Annotated in this window: 14 protein-coding genes; 5 read left to right on the top strand and 9 right to left on the bottom strand. The window is 64.5% G+C overall.

Annotated elements, in window-relative coordinates:
• Positions 1–177 precede the first annotated feature (177 nt).
• From AC0L3C_RS30050 to cyoA, 7 genes are read right to left on the bottom strand one after another with little or no spacing between them, the layout of a single operon-like run.
• Positions 178–711: a response regulator transcription factor gene (locus tag AC0L3C_RS30050; protein WP_473265989.1), complete on the bottom strand. Its 534-nt coding sequence runs from the start codon at positions 709–711 to the stop codon at positions 178–180.
• On the bottom strand, positions 701–2,080 hold the full coding sequence (locus AC0L3C_RS30045; RefSeq protein ID WP_473284042.1) for an ATP-binding protein: 1,380 nt from the start codon (positions 2,078–2,080) through the stop codon (positions 701–703). Before AC0L3C_RS30045 ends, AC0L3C_RS30050 begins: the two co-directional genes overlap by 11 nt.
• Positions 2,052–2,894 carry an SURF1 family protein gene (locus AC0L3C_RS30040; protein WP_473409737.1) on the bottom strand — a complete coding sequence of 281 codons (843 nt, stop codon included), beginning with the start codon at positions 2,892–2,894 and terminating at the stop codon, positions 2,052–2,054. Before AC0L3C_RS30040 ends, AC0L3C_RS30045 begins: the two co-directional genes overlap by 29 nt.
• Positions 2,895–2,908: 14 nt before the next feature.
• The gene (gene cyoD, locus AC0L3C_RS30035) at positions 2,909–3,289 is read right to left on the bottom strand and encodes a cytochrome o ubiquinol oxidase subunit IV (protein ID WP_211400082.1); all 381 of its coding nucleotides are present in this window, start codon (positions 3,287–3,289) and stop codon (positions 2,909–2,911) included.
• Positions 3,286–3,915, bottom strand: a complete 630-nt coding sequence (cyoC, locus tag AC0L3C_RS30030) for a cytochrome o ubiquinol oxidase subunit III (RefSeq protein WP_007599270.1) — start codon at positions 3,913–3,915, stop codon at positions 3,286–3,288. The genes cyoD and cyoC overlap by 4 nt, the downstream gene beginning before the upstream one ends.
• A complete protein-coding gene (gene cyoB, locus AC0L3C_RS30025; RefSeq protein WP_473265998.1) occupies positions 3,916–5,913 on the bottom strand; it encodes a cytochrome o ubiquinol oxidase subunit I in 1,998 nt (665 codons plus the stop codon).
• An 11-nt stretch (positions 5,914–5,924) separates the two neighbouring features.
• Positions 5,925–7,085: a ubiquinol oxidase subunit II gene (cyoA, locus tag AC0L3C_RS30020; protein WP_473409736.1), complete on the bottom strand. Its 1,161-nt coding sequence runs from the start codon at positions 7,083–7,085 to the stop codon at positions 5,925–5,927.
• A 182-nt stretch (positions 7,086–7,267) separates the two neighbouring features.
• On the opposite strand from cyoA, the gene AC0L3C_RS30015 reads away from it, so the two are divergent.
• Positions 7,268–8,593, top strand: coding sequence for an MFS transporter (locus AC0L3C_RS30015; RefSeq protein WP_473266003.1), 1,326 nt, complete (start codon positions 7,268–7,270; stop codon positions 8,591–8,593).
• Between the two features lie 174 nt (positions 8,594–8,767).
• On the opposite strand, the gene AC0L3C_RS30010 is transcribed toward AC0L3C_RS30015, so the two are convergent.
• Together AC0L3C_RS30010 and AC0L3C_RS30005 are read right to left on the bottom strand one after the other, a co-directional pair.
• Positions 8,768–10,159 carry a M48 family metalloprotease gene (locus AC0L3C_RS30010; RefSeq protein ID WP_473284076.1) on the bottom strand — a complete coding sequence of 464 codons (1,392 nt, stop codon included), beginning with the start codon at positions 10,157–10,159 and terminating at the stop codon, positions 8,768–8,770.
• 131 nt (positions 10,160–10,290) lie between these two features.
• Positions 10,291–11,136, bottom strand: a complete 846-nt coding sequence (locus AC0L3C_RS30005) for a thermonuclease family protein (RefSeq protein WP_473409735.1) — start codon at positions 11,134–11,136, stop codon at positions 10,291–10,293.
• A 207-nt stretch (positions 11,137–11,343) separates the two neighbouring features.
• On the opposite strand from AC0L3C_RS30005, the gene AC0L3C_RS30000 reads away from it, so the two are divergent.
• From AC0L3C_RS30000 to AC0L3C_RS29985, 4 genes are all read left to right on the top strand, one after another.
• Positions 11,344–12,549: an ABC transporter substrate-binding protein gene (locus AC0L3C_RS30000; protein WP_473409734.1), complete on the top strand. Its 1,206-nt coding sequence runs from the start codon at positions 11,344–11,346 to the stop codon at positions 12,547–12,549.
• A gap of 122 nt (positions 12,550–12,671) precedes the next feature.
• Positions 12,672–13,463 carry an enoyl-CoA hydratase gene (locus AC0L3C_RS29995; RefSeq protein ID WP_473409733.1) on the top strand — a complete coding sequence of 264 codons (792 nt, stop codon included), beginning with the start codon at positions 12,672–12,674 and terminating at the stop codon, positions 13,461–13,463.
• 2 nt (positions 13,464–13,465) lie between these two features.
• Positions 13,466–14,215, top strand: a complete 750-nt coding sequence (locus tag AC0L3C_RS29990; RefSeq protein ID WP_473266011.1) for a VOC family protein — start codon at positions 13,466–13,468, stop codon at positions 14,213–14,215.
• 187 nt (positions 14,216–14,402) lie between these two features.
• The gene (locus AC0L3C_RS29985) at positions 14,403–16,517 is read left to right on the top strand and encodes an acetate--CoA ligase family protein (protein WP_473409732.1); all 2,115 of its coding nucleotides are present in this window, start codon (positions 14,403–14,405) and stop codon (positions 16,515–16,517) included.
• The last annotated feature ends 24 nt before the right edge of the window (positions 16,518–16,541 follow it).

Below are 16,541 nucleotides of genomic sequence, written 5' to 3'. Positions count from 1 at the left end.
CGTTCATCGCAACAGATCAAAAGCCCGGCCGGTTGGCCGGGCTTTTCGTTTGGGGCGCCGGATGATCTTGCTCGGTTCGTAGGGTGGGGTTAGCCGAAGGCGTAACCCACCGTGCTGCCGCCGCAAAAAAGTGGTGGGTAACGCTTCGCCTAACCCACCCTACAAAGTTGACCAACCTCACTTCACCGGCCGCTTCTCGAGCTTCCTCGCCAGCGTCCGACGGTGCATTCCCAATCGTCTTGCCGCTTCCGAGATGTTGAAATCGGTCTCGATCAGGGTCTGGTGGATGCGTTCCCATTCCAGCGTCTTGATCGATGTCGGCCGGGCGTCGAGCGCGACCTCGGCATTGCCTGCGGCCTTGTTGAAGGCGGCTTCGATGTCGTCGGTATTCGACGGCTTGGCGAGATAGTGGCATGCGCCGAGCTTGATGGCCTCGACGGCGGTGGAGATGCTGGCAAAGCCCGTCAGCACCACGATCAACATCTCCGGATCGTGCGTGTGCAAGAGCTCGACGCAGGCCAGTCCCGAGGCGCCGCCAAGCTTGAGGTCGACGACGGCATAGCCGAACGATCGCTCCTCCAGAACTTTCCGCACGTCCTCGATCGAGGCGGCGAGCACGACCTCGTAGTCGCGGCGCTCGAACGAACGCTTCAGGGTGCGCGCAAAGCCGGCATCGTCCTCGACGACGATGAGCGAACGGTCAAGCGTCAAAGCTGCCTCCGATCGCGAGCGTGGCGAGCGGCAGCGTGAGGCGGACCGTGGCGCCGCGCTTCCTGTGGTTCTCGGCGGTCACGCTGCCGCCAAGCTTACGCACCACGTTCACCACCAGGAACAGGCCGAGCCCGCCGCCGGCGCGGCCCTTGCTCGACTGATAGGGCTTTCCGAGCTGTGCCAGCATCTCCGGCGCAAAGCCGGGGCCGCGATCGCTGATCGACAGCACGAGATTGTCGCCCTCGCGCTCGGCAACGAGCTCGACCCAGTCGCGCGAGACCTCGTAGGCGTTGTCGAGTACGTTGAAGATCACCTGCTTCAGCGCGACGTCCGAGACGATCGCGACGTCCTCGCCGAAGGTGTTGACGAAATACAGCGTGCGCGCCGAGCGCGCGTCGCGCCACTCTTCCACCAGCGCGGTGAGGAAAGCCGCCACCGTTGTCGGCGACGATCCTTCGCCGCGGGCTTCGCCCGCCGACACCAGGATGCCCGTCACGATCGACTTGCAGCGTTGCAGCGAAGTCTCCATCTCCGCGAGGTCCTCGGCCAGCTCCTGATCGGCGGCGAGGTCGGGCATGCGGCGCCAGTCGCCGAGGATGACCGAGAGCGAGGCGAGCGGCGTGCCGAGCTCGTGAGCCGCGCCGGAGGCGAGCAGGCCCATGCGCACGATATGATCCTGCTCGGCGGCATGCTGGCGCAGCGCCGCCAGATGCGCGTCGCGCTCGCGCAAATTCCTGTTGATGCGGGTGACGAACACCACCAGCAGCACGGCGTTGAGCACGAACCCCAGCAGCATGCCGGCAACCGTGAGCGTATAGGTCTCGCTCAGCGGGTTCGGCGGCAGATCGAGCGGCCGGTAGGCGACGGTCAGCCAGACGAAGCTCGCGCAGGTCAGCGCGACCAGCGACCAGGTCGAGCGGCCGTCGAGCAGCACCGCGCCCAGCGTCACCTGAAGCAGGAACAGCGAGGTGAAGGGATTGGTGGCGCCGCCGCTGAGGTAAAGCTGCGCGGTCAGCGCGGCGACGTCCAGCATCAGGGCGACCAGCAACTCGTTGTTGGTGATCGCGGCGCGATGGCGCACCCAGACCAGGCTGGAGATGTTGAGGAATATCAGTGCGCCGATCACCGCGCCCATGCGGGTGAGGGGCAGGGGAATGCCGAGCCAGACATGCACGCCGCCGATGGTCACGATCTGGCCGACCACTGCGGTCCAGCGCAGCTGGATCAGCAGCGCCATGTTCTTGCGGTTGGTCTCGTCGTCGGTCGGGGCAGCGCCGATCAGCTCGCTGCGCGCGTCCGCCTGCGATTGCAGCGTGACGGCGCCATGCGTTCTTCCGTCGTCAGGTGGGCTCGACGATCGTTCCAGCATCTGATCCCGTCCTGCGGGCGCCGGCATTGGAGCCGTCGGCCGCTTCGTGGACGAAGCCGCTCCAGGGCTTCCTGCGGCGGAACAGTCCGCCGCCGAATGTGACGATAAGTTTACCGGCCAGCATGAAAGCCAGGGCAAACCACGTCAGCGCGTAGATCAGGTGGTTATTGGGAAAGCTGATCACGGTCAATCCGCCGATTGGGCCGCTGCCGGATTGTGATCCAGCGTCGGCATCGACGAAGAAGGGCGCGACATGGTCGAGGCCGCGTGCCGCCGCAATCGCGGCGACATCCCGCGAGTACCAGCGATTGTGCTCAGGCACGTTGGCCCTGAGGAATCCGCCTTTTGGCTCCGTCACGCGCAAGAGGCCAGTGATCTCGACCTGGCCTTGCGGATTGCCGTCCCGGCGCGTCGAGACGTCGCGCCGGTCGGACGGCACGAAGCCGCGGTTGACCAGGACCAGCGTGCCGTCGTCGCGCCTGAGCGGTGTCAACACCCAATAGCCCGGGCCTTCTTCGGTGACGGCCTGAACCAGCGTCTCGCGATCATGCATGAAACGGCCGGTGACGCTGACGTGCCTGTATTCGTCGTTTGCGGCGGAGACGATGGGCCATGTCGCCGGCGAGGGGATCGGCTGGACCGGGGCATGAACGCGCTGCTCGACGCGATCGATCAGCGCCAGCTTCCAGGCGCGCCGCTCGATCTGCCAGACGCCGAGCGCGATCAGAAGTGCAATGGCCGCGAGCGAGAGGACCGCGAGCCACAAGGGCCGGCGCGCGGCCTTTCCGCGAGCCCCGTCTGTCTTGCTTGTCACGGCCTTGGTCTCGGTCACTTCATCCCGGTCATCTGGTGGATCGGCATCATGTTGCTGTTGAGGTGGTTCATCACCCACAGCGAACCCGACAGGGCGATCACCACCATGACGATGGTGAAGATCAGCGCCATCATGCTCCAGCCGTTCTCGGATGTCGTGTTCATGTGCAGGAAGTAGATCATGTGCACGACGATCTGCACCACCGCGAAGGCCATGATGACGAGCGCCGTGATCTGCTTGCTCGGAAGCGCGCCGCTCATCACCAGCCAGAACGGGATCGCGGTGAGCACGACCGAGAGCACGAAGCCGAGCATGTAGGTCGAGAACGAGCCGTGAGCATGGCTGTCGCCATGGTGATGATCGTCCGCGTGGGCGGCGTGAGTATCGGTGTTCATCGCAGAACTCCCAGGAGATAGACGAAGGTGAAGACACCGATCCAGACCACGTCCAGGAAGTGCCAGAACATCGACAGGCACATCAGGCGGCGGCGGTTGGCCTCGATCAGGCCGAACTTCCAGACCTGCACCATCAGGGTCACCAGCCAGATCAGGCCGCAGCTGACGTGCAGGCCGTGGGTGCCGACCAGGGTGAAGAAGGCGGAGAGGAAGGCGCTGCGCTGCGGCGTCGCGCCTTCATGGATCATGTGGGCGAACTCGGACAGCTCGATGCCGATGAAGGCGGCGCCGAACAGGCCGGTGATCGCCAGCCAGATCTGGGTCTGGGCGATCTTGTTCTGCTGCATCGTCAGCATGGCGAAGCCGTAGGTGATCGAGGACAGCAGCAGCATCGAGGTGTTCACCGCGACCAGCGGGAGCTCGAACAGATCCTTCGGCGCCGGGCCGGCGGCGTAGTTGCCGCCGAGCACGCCGAAAGTGGCGAACAGGATCGCGAAGATGAGACAGTCGCTCATCAGATAGATCCAGAAGCCGAGCGAGGTGCTGTAGCCTTCCGGATGCGGATGTTCGTCGGCGAGGTAGAAGACCGGCTCGCCGGTTTGCGTGGGATTGACAGCGACAGTCATTTACTTGGCTCCGGCGAGCAGTTTGGTGCGCGCGTCCTCGGCCCGGATGACGTCCTCGGCCGGAATGTCGAAATCGCGGTGATAGTTGAAGGTGTGACCGATGCCGACAGCGAGCATCGCGATGAAGCTCGCGGCTGCGAGCCACCAGATGTACCAGATCAGGCCGAAGCCCATCGCGGTGGCAAGGCCGGCGAGGATGATGCCGGTGCCGGTGCTGCTGGGCATGTGGATCGGCTTGAACCCGGTGAGCGGGCGCTGATAGCCGCGCTTCTTCATGTCCCACCATGCGTCATTGTCGTGGACGACGGGGGTGAAGGCGAAGTTGTAGGCCGGCGGCGGCGAGGAGGTCGCCCATTCCAGCGTGCGCGCATCCCAGGGATCGCCGGTGACGTCCTTGAGCTGCTCGCGCCTGAGGAAGCTGACCGCGAACTGCATCAGCATCGAGAGGATGCCGAGGAAGACCAGGAAGGCGCCGATGCCGGCGACGATGAACCAGATCTGCAGGCTCGGATCGTCGAACACGCGGAGGCGGCGGGTCACGCCCATCAGGCCGAGCACATAGAGCGGCATGAAAGCGAGGTAGAAGCCCGTGACCCAGAACCAGAACGACAGCTTGCCCCAGAACGGATCGAGCTTGAATCCGAACGCCTTCGGGAACCAGTAGCCGATGCCGGCGAACGCGCCGAACACGACGCCGCCGATGATCACGTTGTGGAAATGCGCGATCAGAAACAGGCTGTTGTGCAGGACGAAGTCGGCCGGCGGCACCGCGAGCAGCACGCCGGTCATGCCGCCCAGCACGAAGGTCAGCATGAACGCGATCGTCCACATCATCGGCAGCTCGAAGCGGATGCGGCCGCGATACATCGTGAACAGCCAGTTGAACATCTTCGCGCCCGTCGGGATCGAGATGATCATCGTGGTGATGCCGAAGAAGGAGTTGACGCTGGCGCCCGACCCCATCGTGAAGAAGTGGTGCAGCCAGACCAGGTAAGACAGGATGGTGATGACCACCGTGGCGTAGACCATCGAGGTGTAGCCGAACAGCCGCTTGCCCGAGAAGGTCGAGGTCACTTCCGAGAAGATGCCGAAGGCGGGGAGAACCAGGATGTAGACCTCGGGATGACCCCAGATCCAGATCAGGTTCACGTACATCATCGGGCTGCCGCCGAAATCGTTCGTGAAGAAGTTGGTGCCGACGTAACGGTCGAGCGAGAGCAGCGCGAGCACGACGGTCAGAACCGGGAAGGAAGCGACGATCAGCACGTTGGTGCAGAGCGCGGTCCAGGTGAACACCGGCATCCGCATCATGGTCATGCCGGGACACCGCAGCTTGACGATGGTGCAGATCAGGTTGATGCCGGACAGCGTCGTTCCGACGCCCGCGACCTGCAGGCCCCATATGTAATAGTCGACGCCGACGTCCGGACTGTAGCCGATGTTGGACAGCGGCGGATAAGCCAGCCAGCCGGTGCGGGCGAATTCGCCGATGAACAGCGAGGCCATCACCAGCACCGCGCCGCCGACCGTCATCCAGAAGCTGAAATTGTTCAGGAACGGGAACGACACGTCGCGCGCACCAATCTGGAGCGGCACGACGAAGTTCATCAGGCCGGTGACCAGCGGCATCGCCACGAAGAAGATCATGATCACGCCGTGGGCGGTGAAGACCTGGTCGTAGTGATGCGAGTTGAGATAGCCCTCCGAGCCGCCGAAGGCGAGCGCCTGCTGCAACCGCATCATCAGCGCGTCGGCGAAGCCGCGCAGCAGCATCACGATGCCGAGGATCATGTACATGATGCCGATGCGCTTGTGGTCGACGCTAGTGAACCACTCGCTCCAGAGATAACCCCAGACGCGGAAATAGGTCAGGCCGGCGAGCATGACGAGGCCGCCGGTCGCCACCACGGCAAAGGTGCCGACGACGATCGGCTCGTGCAGCGGCAGCGATTCGAAGGTGAGCCGGCCGAAGATGAGCTTGAGAAGATCAGGAGACATGCGGGATCTCTTTACGAATCTGACTTCGGACGTTGTCCGAGGAAGAAGGACGAGGACTTCAGCGGCGTGAAGGTCGGCCGCTTCAGGCCAGCGCCGAGCAGCGGCGCGGTATCGACAGGCGCCGTGATGGAGGCGGTGGTCCTGCCCTGCGGCGCATCGGGCGTGCAGGTGCCGGCGACGAAGCTCGGCTCCGGCCCAAGCGCCGTGCCGCGACGGGCGTACTTGTCGTAGGCCAGCGGCAGGGTGTTGTTCAGACCCTCATGGCCGAGGCCGCCCTTGGCGTCGATCGCCATCATCTCGCTCTGGCACATCTTGCCGGTCTCGACGCACATGTTGAGGATCAGGCGGTAGAGATCGGAATCAACGGTGCCGTAGCGCCGCACCGGCTCGTTCTGGCTGGGTTTTTCGAGCTGGAGATATTCGGCGCGGCCGAGCGAGCCGCCGCCGGACTTGGCGCTGGCGATCCAGGCGTCAAAGCCCTTGTCGTCGAGACCCTGGAAGTTGAAGTGCATGCCGGAAAAGCCGGCACCGCTGTAGTTCGCGGAAAAGCCCCGGTAGGTGCCGGCGTGGTTCACGATGGCGTGGAGCTTGGTCTCCATGCCCGGCATCGCGTAGATCTGGCCGGCCAGCGCGGGGATGTAGAACGAGTTCATCACCGAGGACGCGGTGATGCGGAAGTTGATGGGGCGATCGACCGGAGCCGCCAGATCGTTGACGGTGGCGATGCCGTAGTCCGGATAGATAAAGAGCCATTTCCAGTCGAGTGCGACGACGTCGACCTCGAGCGGGGCCTTGGACTGGTCCACGGCGCGGTCGGCATGGATGCGGCCGAGCGTGCGATAGGGGTCGAGCAGATGCGTGCCCATCCAGGTCAGCGCGCCCAGGCAAACGATGATCAAGAGCGGCGCCGACCAGATCACCAGCTCGAGGCTGGTCGAGTGGTCCCATTCCGGCTCGTAACGGGCGTCGGTGTTGGACTGGCGGTAGCGCCAGGCGAACAGCACCGTCAGCGCCATCACGGGCACGACAATCAGGAGCATCAGGACGGTGGAGATGATGACGAGGTCGCGCTGTTGCGCTGCGATGTCGCCGGCCGGCGCCAGCACGACGTAGTTGCAGCCGCTGAGCGCAACCGCCAAGGGTAGCAGCGCCAGGATCTTGAAACGGGACACGGGCCGAGCCTTATGAGAATGAGTTTCTTTTGCGGGACCAAGGGGTAGCTGCGGCGCAGCAATCCGGACATTGGACAATTTGTCCAATGTTGCAGTGCGGGATGTTGCGCCAGACATGGTTAGATTGCCTGGCGCCTTGCCGGGCGGTCGGCTTTGGTTTTCAGGACGTTAAGGGCGCACGAATGGCGATGGCACAGACCCCCGCAATGGCAGACCACTCGGGCGAGCACGGCCACGACCAGGCCAGTCCCGGCGAGATCGCTATCGGTGTCATCATCGGCCGCACCTCGGAATTCTTCGACTTCTTCGTCTTCGCGATCGCCTCGGTGATCGTCTTCCCGCGCCTGGTGTTTCCGTTCACGAGCGAACTGACCGGCACCCTCTATTCCTTCATGATCTTCGCGCTGGCCTTCATGGCCCGGCCGATCGGCACCGTCATTTTCATGACGGTCGACCGCGAATACGGCAAGACGGCCAAACTGATCTCGGCGCTGTTCCTGCTCGGCACCGCCACGGTCGCGATCGCGTTCCTGCCCGGCTATCACGAGATCGGCGTTGCGGCGATCTGGCTGCTGGCGCTGGCGCGCATCGCGCAGGGTCTGGCCTGGGGCGGCGCCTGGGACGGCATGGCCTCGCTGCTGGCGCTGAACGCGCCGCCTTCGAAGCGCGGCTGGTATGCGATGGTGCCGCAGCTTGGCGCGCCGCTCGGTCTGATCGTGGCGAGCGGGCTGTTCGCCTATTTCGCCGGGAATCTTTCGGCCGACGACTTCTTCGATTGGGGCTGGCGCTATCCGTTCTTCGTCGCCTTCGCCATCAACGTCGTGGCGCTGTTCGCGCGCCTGCGCATGGTGACGACGGAAGAATATGCCTCGCTGTTCGAAACCCGCGAATTGCAGCCCTCGCGCATCTCCGAGACTGTGGCGCGCGAAGGCCAGAACATCATGCTCGGTGCGTTCGCACCGCTGGCGAGCTTCGCGCTGTTCCACATGGTCACGGTGTTTCCGCTGTCCTGGGTGTTCCTGTTCACCCGCGAAAGCCCGGTGCGCTTCCTGATCATCGAGATCGTCGCCGCCGTGTTCGGCCTCGGCGCGATCGTGCTCTCCGGCGTCATCGCCGACCGCGTCGGCCGCAAGTCGCTGCTGATGGGATCGGCGATCGCGATCGCGATCTACAGCGGCTTCGCCCCGCAGCTGCTCGATGCCGGCGCGTTCGGCGAGACCATCTACATGGTGATCGGCTTCATCCTGCTCGGTCTGTCGTTCGGCCAGTCGTCGGGCGCGATCGCCTCGAACTTCAAGCAGGCCTATCGCTACACGGCCTCGGCGCTGACCTCCGACATGGCCTGGCTGTTTGGCGCCGGCTTTGCACCGCTGGTCGCTTTGTTGCTTGCAACCAATCTCGGCGTCATTGCCTCGGGTGCGTACCTGCTGTCAGGCGCGTTCTGGACCTTGCTCGCGCTCTGGCTCAGCGGCCAGCGCGAGGCCGGCGATATGGACGCGGGCGGTTAGGGCTCACCCCAATGTCGTCCTGGCGAAAGCCACGACCCATTGCCCCGACGGATTATTGTTGCAGCCATGCTGAAGCAACCAGCGTGCCCATTCCGGTAATCTATGGTTATGGGTCCCGGATCTGCGCTTACGCTTGTCCGGGACGACGGCGGAATTTGCCGAGCTATCGCAGCCTCAATCCGCCACGACCTTCACGCGATCTCTTACCTTCACCTGCGCGTTGCGATCGAGCCCGTTGAGCACGCGAAAACGCTCGGCCGGGTGATCGACGCCGGCCATGCGGTGGGAGAGCGATTCCACGGTGTCGCCCGGCTGCACGGTGATGACCTTGATGCGCAGCGGGCGCGCGGCCTGGATCTCGTCGAGCGTCAGGCGACGGAATGAACCGACGGTCTCGCGCGCATTGCGCTCGCTCTCAGTCGACTTCTGCCGTGCCGCGAAGATGAAGCGGTAGACGTCGCTGCCGAAGCGCAGGGCGTAGACCTTGAACTGCCACTGGTCGCCCTTGGCAGTGGCGGACGCAGCCGGAAAACCGTTGATGGTGATGTCCTCGATGGACGCCTTCTCGACGCCCTCCATCCAGCCGGAATTCAGGTAATCGCCGAGCGACTGTTCGGCCGGCACCCGCACGACGTCGAAACGCATTGCCTGCGAGCCGCCGTCGCGCACGCCGATCACGGCCTGCGCGGTATTGTCGAGCGTAAAATTGTCCGGCGCCTGGAAGGTGAAGCCGAGCTTCGGATGCAGGAAGCGCCGGCCGCGGACAAAACCTTCGCTGGGGTCTTCGCCGTAGACGAGGTTGTCGATCGCGGCGAGATAAGTCTCGCGGTCGCGCTCGCCGCCCTCTGGCGCTGCATATTGCCGCGCGATGGTCTGCGCGTTCTGCACGCGCTCGGGCGTTGCCGGATGCGACGAGGTGAAATCCTGCGCGCGCGGATCGAGCGAGGTCTTTCCGACCTTCAGCTCGGCATTGCGCTCCATCGCCGAGAGAAAGCGTGCGGCACCATAAGGGTCGAAATGGGCCTTGGCGGAAATGCCGACGCCGACGCCGTCGGCCTCGAACTCCTGATTGCGCGAAAAGCTCGCCATGGTCAGCTTGGTCTTGGCGAGCGCGAGCGCGGTGAGATCGGGATCGTTGCTCATGTCGGTGACGACGCGGGTGACGATCGCGGCCTGACGGGCCTGGTCCTCACGCATCGCCGCGTGCTTGGACAGCACATGCGCCATCTCGTGGCTGAGCACGGAGGACAATTCCGACGTGTCGCTCGCCAGCGCAAGCAGACCGCGCGTGACGTAGAGCTGGCCGTTCGGCAGCGCGAAGGCGTTCACCGCGCCGGAATTGAGGATGGTGACCCTGTAACCCTGGTCGGGGCGGTCGGACGCCGCGACGAGCCGGTCGACGGTCTTGGTGACGAGCGATTCGAGCCTGGGGTCGTCATAGGTGCCGCCATAGCTCGCCAGGATGCGCTCGTGCTCCTTCTCGGTGGCGGGGGTCTGCGCGACGGCCGGCTTCGGCTTGGGCATCGCGACGGTCGGCGGGGCCGTCGCGGTCTGGAAGCGGCCCATATCGCCGCAGCCGGCAAGGGTTGACCCCAGCACGAGGCATAGCGCAGCCGGCGCTGCCCGCAGGCGGCGTTCACCTTGTCCGTGCCGTCCTAGCACCCCATTCACGTCGCTTAACCCGTGCCTGGCCCCTTTTAGGGCCTTACCCCTGTCGGCTCGTTTGCGCCCAGCAACTCGATTTGTCCCACGAGGCGTACATCGATACGCGGCCCCGTATTCCCCTCAGCCCAGCCCCGGACACGAATATGTTTATTTTCCAGAGACTTAAGAGCGATCCCGGCGCCTTCGAACGCGGGTACCATGCGCTTTGAAATAGTCACGGCGAAGCCGCGTGTCCAGTTTCGTCCGAAGTTGAGGTAGGTCATTGCCCCAGCTTGCCGGACCGACAGGACTTTGCCTTCGACCACCACAAAACGCCCGATCCCCGCCAAAATATCGTCCGGACTTTCCGCGTTTTTTATGGCCGACGGGTCAGCCCAGCTGCCCTTTTTTTGGCGCCTCGCCTCGGCCTCCGACGCCATCAGGGCGGCCGCGCAGTCCTTATCGGCGATCTCGGCGGAGACGATGGCGTCGCCCTGGGCGAGGAGAATCGCCTGCACGGAGATGTCGCTCTCGCCAACAAAGACCAGCGCGCCCTGGCGACCATAGCGATCGGGCGTGTCGTCGGCGCTCCGCAGGATCACGTCGCGTCCGACGAGCATCGCGGTCAGTGCCTGCTTCGTCGTCGCGGTCGGCTCGATGCCGGTCAGGCGGATTTCCCGGCCGTCATCGAGCCGCAGACTGCGCGCATCAATCGCGGCGACGCGGCCTTCGCCTTGGGACTCGAATTGGCACGGGCTCGCGAATGCGCTCTGAGCCGCGACGAGAAGGATTGCGATCAGGCGAAGCCGTTGCGTCACGTTGCCCGGTGAGGTTGCGTTGCATGCCAGTCTTAACTCAAGCGTGGCGTGGCGCGAAGAGCCTTCCTCACACTCCGTCATTGCTAGCGCAGCGAAGCAACGACGTGGAAGCAGCTGTCCATACTTCGCCATTCCGCTTTGCGGAAAACATGCGCGCTAATCCCGTCCTCGTGGCGCAGCTTCGCTTGCTGCGCTCTTGTGCATGCGGCATGATTGCGGCAACAGCTTTAACCAAGAGCAATAACCAAGCCGCCATCAGAGTACGGCGCGATAAGGGAGGTCTTTTCCATGAAGCATGTTTTGTCCGGCATTTTTGCTGCTGCGTTGGCGCTGAGTGCAAGCGCCGTGCAGGCCGAGGACAAGCCGCCTCTGAAGATCGGCGGCATCCTCGACATGTCGAGCCTGTATGCCGACATCACCGGCCCCGGCAGCGAAACCGCGGCCAAGATGGCCGTGGAGGACTTTGGCGGCGAGGTACTCGGCCGCAAGATTCAAGTGCTGGCTGCCGACCATCAGAACAAGGCCGATCTCTCTGCCAACATCGCCCGCGACATGCTCGACAATCAGGGCGTCGAGATGATCTACGACGTCGCGGCCTCCGCGACCGCGCTCGCCGCCGGCGAGATCGCGAAAGCGCGCAACAAGATCATCATGTTCAACGGCCCGGGCTCGATCCGCCTCACCAACGAGGCCTGCGGTCCCTACACCATTCACTACGTGTTCGACACCTACGGCCAGGCCAATGTGACCGGCCTTGCGGCCGTGAAGTCGGGCCTCGACACTTGGTTCTTTCTCACCGCCGACTACGCCTTCGGCCAGGATCTGGAGAAGGACACCAGCGCGGTCGTGACCAAGACCGGCGGCAAGGTGCTCGGCAGCGTGCGACATCCACTCAACACGTCGGATTTCTCGTCGTTCCTGCTCCAGGCCCAAGCCTCGAAAGCAAAGGTGATCGGGCTCGCGAATGCCGGCGGCGACACCGTCAACGCCATCAAGCAAGCGGCCGAGTTCGGCATCACCAAGGGCGGCCAGAAGGTCTCGCCGCTGCTCGCCTTCGTGACCGACATCGACTCCATCGGGCTCGAGACCGCGCAGGGCCTGTTGCTTGCGGAAGCTTTCTACTGGGATCTCAACGACGACACCCGCGCGTTCTCGAAGCGCTTCCAGGAGCGCATGAAGCGGCCGCCGACCTCGGCGCAGGCGGGCGTCTATTCGTCCGTGACGCACTACCTGAAAGCGGTGAAGGCGGCCGGCACGACCGACGCCGCGACGGTGATGAAAGTGATGAAGGAGACGCCGATCAACGACTTCTTCGCCAAGAACGGCAAGATCCGCGAGGACGGCCGCATGTTGCACGACATGTACCTGTTCGAGGTCAAGAAGCCGTCGGAATCCAAGGGCCGCTGGGATGACTACAAGCTGCTCGCCACCGTGCCCGGCAGCGAAGCGTTCCAGTCGCTGGAGCAGTCGCGCTGTCCGCTGGTGAAGAAATGACGGCGTGACGAAGTCGCGCCATCATCCCGGGGCGCGAAGCGAACCCGGGATCTCGAGGTTCCGGGTTCGCGCTTCGCGAGCCCCGGAACGACGGAGATACAAAACAACAAGGGAGACTCCCCATGAGTAACGACATGGTCCTGCAGAAGCTCGAAGGCGGGCTGCTCACCATCACGATGAACCGGCCCGAGCGTAAGAACGCGCTCAACCCGGACATGGTCGCCGGGCTGGTCGTGGCGGCGCGGCGCGCGGCTGATGATCCGCAGGTGCGCGCGGTCTTGTTCAAGGGCGCGGGCGGCTCGTTCTGCGTCGGCGGCGACGTCAAGTCGATGGCGGAGGGCCGCGCGCCGCTGCCGTTCGAAGTGAAGATGGCGAACCTGCGCCGCGGCATGGAGGTATCGCGTATCCTGCACCAGATGCCGAAACCCGTGGTGGCGCAGCTCGATGGCGCGGCGGCCGGCGCGGGTCTGTCGATGGCGCTGTCGTGTGACCTCCGCGTCGCCTCCGAATCCTGCAAGATCACCACGGCCTTCGCAAAAGTCGGCTTCTCCGGCGATTACGGCGGCACCTATTTCCTGACCCAGCTCCTCGGCAGCGCCCGGGCGCGCGAGCTCTATCTGACCTCGCCGGTGCTGACCGCGAAGGAGGCTCATGCGATCGGCATGGTGACGAAGGTCGTCCCCGATGCCGAGATCGACACGGCCGCGCACGAACTCGCGCTGTCGCTGGCGCAGGGCCCGTCGATCGCGCTCGGCTTCATCAAGCGCAACATCAACAATGCCGAGCATCTTGCGCTGGAAGATTGCTTCGACGGCGAGGCGATCCACCACACCCGCTGCAGCGACACCGAGGATCACAAGGAGGCGGCAAAGGCGTTCGTCGAGAAGCGCAAGCCGGCCTTCAAGGGCGCATGACGATGGCGCCCTATATGCGGTTGCGGCAGATCTGCCTGGTCGCGCCGCAGCTCGCGCCCGTGATCACTGACATCGCTGATATCATGGGCCTCGCTGTCTGCTACAACGACGGCAACGTCGCGAAATACGGCCTGGAGAACGCGCTGCTGCCGGTCGACACGATCCTGCTGGAGGTGGTCGCGCCGTTCAAGGACGGCACCACGGCCGGTCGCTTCATCGAGAAGGGCGGCGGGCGCGGCGGCTACATGGCGATCTTCTGCTGCAACGATCCCGACGAGCGCGGTCGTAACGCCAATGCTCTTGGTGTGCGCACCGCCAACGTCATCGACCACGCGCCCTATCACGGCGTGCAGCTCCATCCCCGCGACTGCCGCGCCGCCTTCATCGAGTTCAACCACACCGAAGGCAGCGACGACATTTTGGGGCCGTATCCACCGGCCGGCCCCGACTGGCAAAAATTCATCCGCAAGGACGTGACACAGGCGTTGACGAGCGTGGAGATGCAGAGCCCGGATCCGCAAGGGCTGGCCGAGCATTGGGGCAAGCTCATCGGCATTGCGCCGAGTGGCGATGCCGAATTGAAGCTGCCCAATGCGACTTTCCGGTTTGTCAAAGGCGCCAGCGAAATCATGAGCGCACTGGAGTTTCAGGTTGCGGATGCGGCGCGCGTGCTGCATGCCGCCAGGGCGAAGGGACATGCCGTTGCAGGCAACGAATTTTTGCTGGGCGGAGTGACGTTCCGCCTGAGTTGATTGTCTGATAGTGATCCGTCACCCTGAGGTGCTGGCCTCTTCGGCGAGCCTCGAAGGGCGACGGCCACCAGCGGGGCCGTTCATCCTTCGAGGCTCCCGATGGGACGCTCAGCGGCCCATCGCTCGCACCTCAGGATGAGGGGGTGGGAGAGCGCGGTGGGCCAAGAACAAGAAAAGGTATCACTTCGTGCCGCATCCGCTCGACAGCTTCTTTGCACCGGCCAGCATCGCGCTGATCGGCGCCTCGCGCGATCACGAGAAGATTCCGGGCCGGCTGCTGTCGATGCTGCGCAAGAACGAATATTCCGGAAAAATCTATCCGGTGAACCCGAACTACGCCGAGATCGATGGCCTCATCTGCTACAAATCGATCACCGACATCGGCGCGCCGATCGATCTCGCAATCATCCTCATCCCCGCCCGCGCAGTGCTTGCCGCGCTCGAGCAATGCGCCGCCGCCGGCGTGAAGAACGCCGTCATCATCTCGTCCGGCTTTGCCGAGGAGGGTGGGGAGAGCGCGGCGATGCAGGACGCGATCGCGGCGCTGGCGAGGCGCACCGGCATGCGGATTTCCGGTCCGAACGCCGAGGGTTTTTTCAGCCAGATGCAGCGCGTGGCGGCGACGTTCAGTCCCGCCGTGGATGTCAAGGCGGGCGTGGTGCCGCTGGTCGCCACGACGAGGCGGATCGGCATCGTCGCGCAGAGCGGCGGCATCGGCTTTGCCTATTATCACCGCGCCAGCGCGCTTGGCATTGCCGTGAGCTATGTCGTCAGTGCCGGCAACGAATCCGATCTCGGGGCCGGCGAGTTCCTGGATTACCTGGTGCAGGACGCTTCCACCGACGTGATCCTGCTGTTCATCGAAGGCATCCGCGACGTCGACAAGTTTCTCGCGGCAGCGCGGGGAGCCGCCGAGCTGAAGAAGCCCGTCATCGTGACGAAAGTCGGCCGCTCCGGCGCCGGGATGCGGGCGGCCGCCTCGCACACCGCGAGCATGGCCGGATGGTCGGCGGCCTACGACGCGGTGTTCGCCAAGTATGGCTTCATCGTCTCCAACGATCTCGACGAGGCACTGACGATCGCAGCGGTGCTTGCGAGCAATCCGTTGCCGAAAGGCGATCGTGTCGCCGTGGTCACCGTCTCCGGCGGCGCCGGCATCTGGGGCGCCGATGCCGTGGCGCTGCAAGGCTTGCAGGTGCCGGAGCTCTCCGAGAAAATCCAGGCGGAGATCAAGGCGCTGATGCCGTCCTACGGCGCGGCGCGCAACCCGATCGACGTCACCGCCCAGGGCGTGACCTCGGGCGGCTTGCAGAAGAGCGTCGATGTCCTCACCGCATCCGACGAGATCGACACGATCCTGGTCGTGCTGTCGCTGTCGAGCGAAGCCCGCAAGCCGTTCAAGGAAGCCGAGTTGACGCCGGTGCTGGCCGCGCAGCGCAAGCCGGTGGTGTTCTATTCCTACACGGTGCCGTCCGATTTCGCGCGGCGCGAGCTCGCCAAATCCGGAGTCGTGGTGCTCTCGGGCCTCACCCATGTCGGCGTCGCGATGCGGCAGCTCGTCGATTATGCCCGTTTCGAGCTGCCGAAGCCGACGGACGAAGCGCGACCGCCGGCGCGCGATCTCTCCGTCCATCTGACCTCACCGGTTCTGTCCGAGACAGACAGCAAAGCATTGCTCCGCGCCGCCGGCATCGCGCTGCCGGACGAGGTGCTGGTGAAGGACAAGGGCGAGCTCGATGCTGCCGTCGCCCACGTCGGCTTTCCGCTGGTGCTGAAGATCCAGTCGCCGGACATTGCGCACAAGAGCGAGGTCGGCGGCGTACGCGTCAACATCGCCACAAAGGGCGAAGTGTTTCTGGCGTTCGAGGCGCTGCTCAACAACGCGCGCAAGCATCGGCCCGGGGCGGCCATTCAGGGCGTGCTGGTCAGCCCGATGGCGAAGCGGGGGGTCGAGATCATCATCGGCACGATGACGGACAAGACCTTCGGACCGATGGTGATGGTGGGACTCGGCGGCATCACCACGGAGCTGTTCCGCGACGTCGTCTACCGCCCGGCGCCGGTCAGCGCGGACGAAGCCGGCGCGATGCTGGCGCGCTTGAAAGCCGCGCCGTTGTTGACAGGATTTCGAGGGGCGGCGATGGCGGATGTTGCGGCGGTGTCGCAGTTGATCGCGGATATCTCGGTGCTTGCGTCACAGCATGCGGCGGAGATCGCGGAGATCGAGCTCAACCCGGTGCTGGTGCAGGCCGAAGGCCAGGGCGTGACGATCGTGGATGCGCTGGTGGTGGGGAGGAGATAGCGCACCACAAACGCCGCTGTCGTC

The sequence above is a fragment of the Bradyrhizobium sp. WSM4872 genome, from assembly GCF_055811715.1.
The sequence above is the reverse complement of the archived record's forward strand: the minus strand, read 5'-3'. Positions and strand labels throughout refer to the sequence as shown.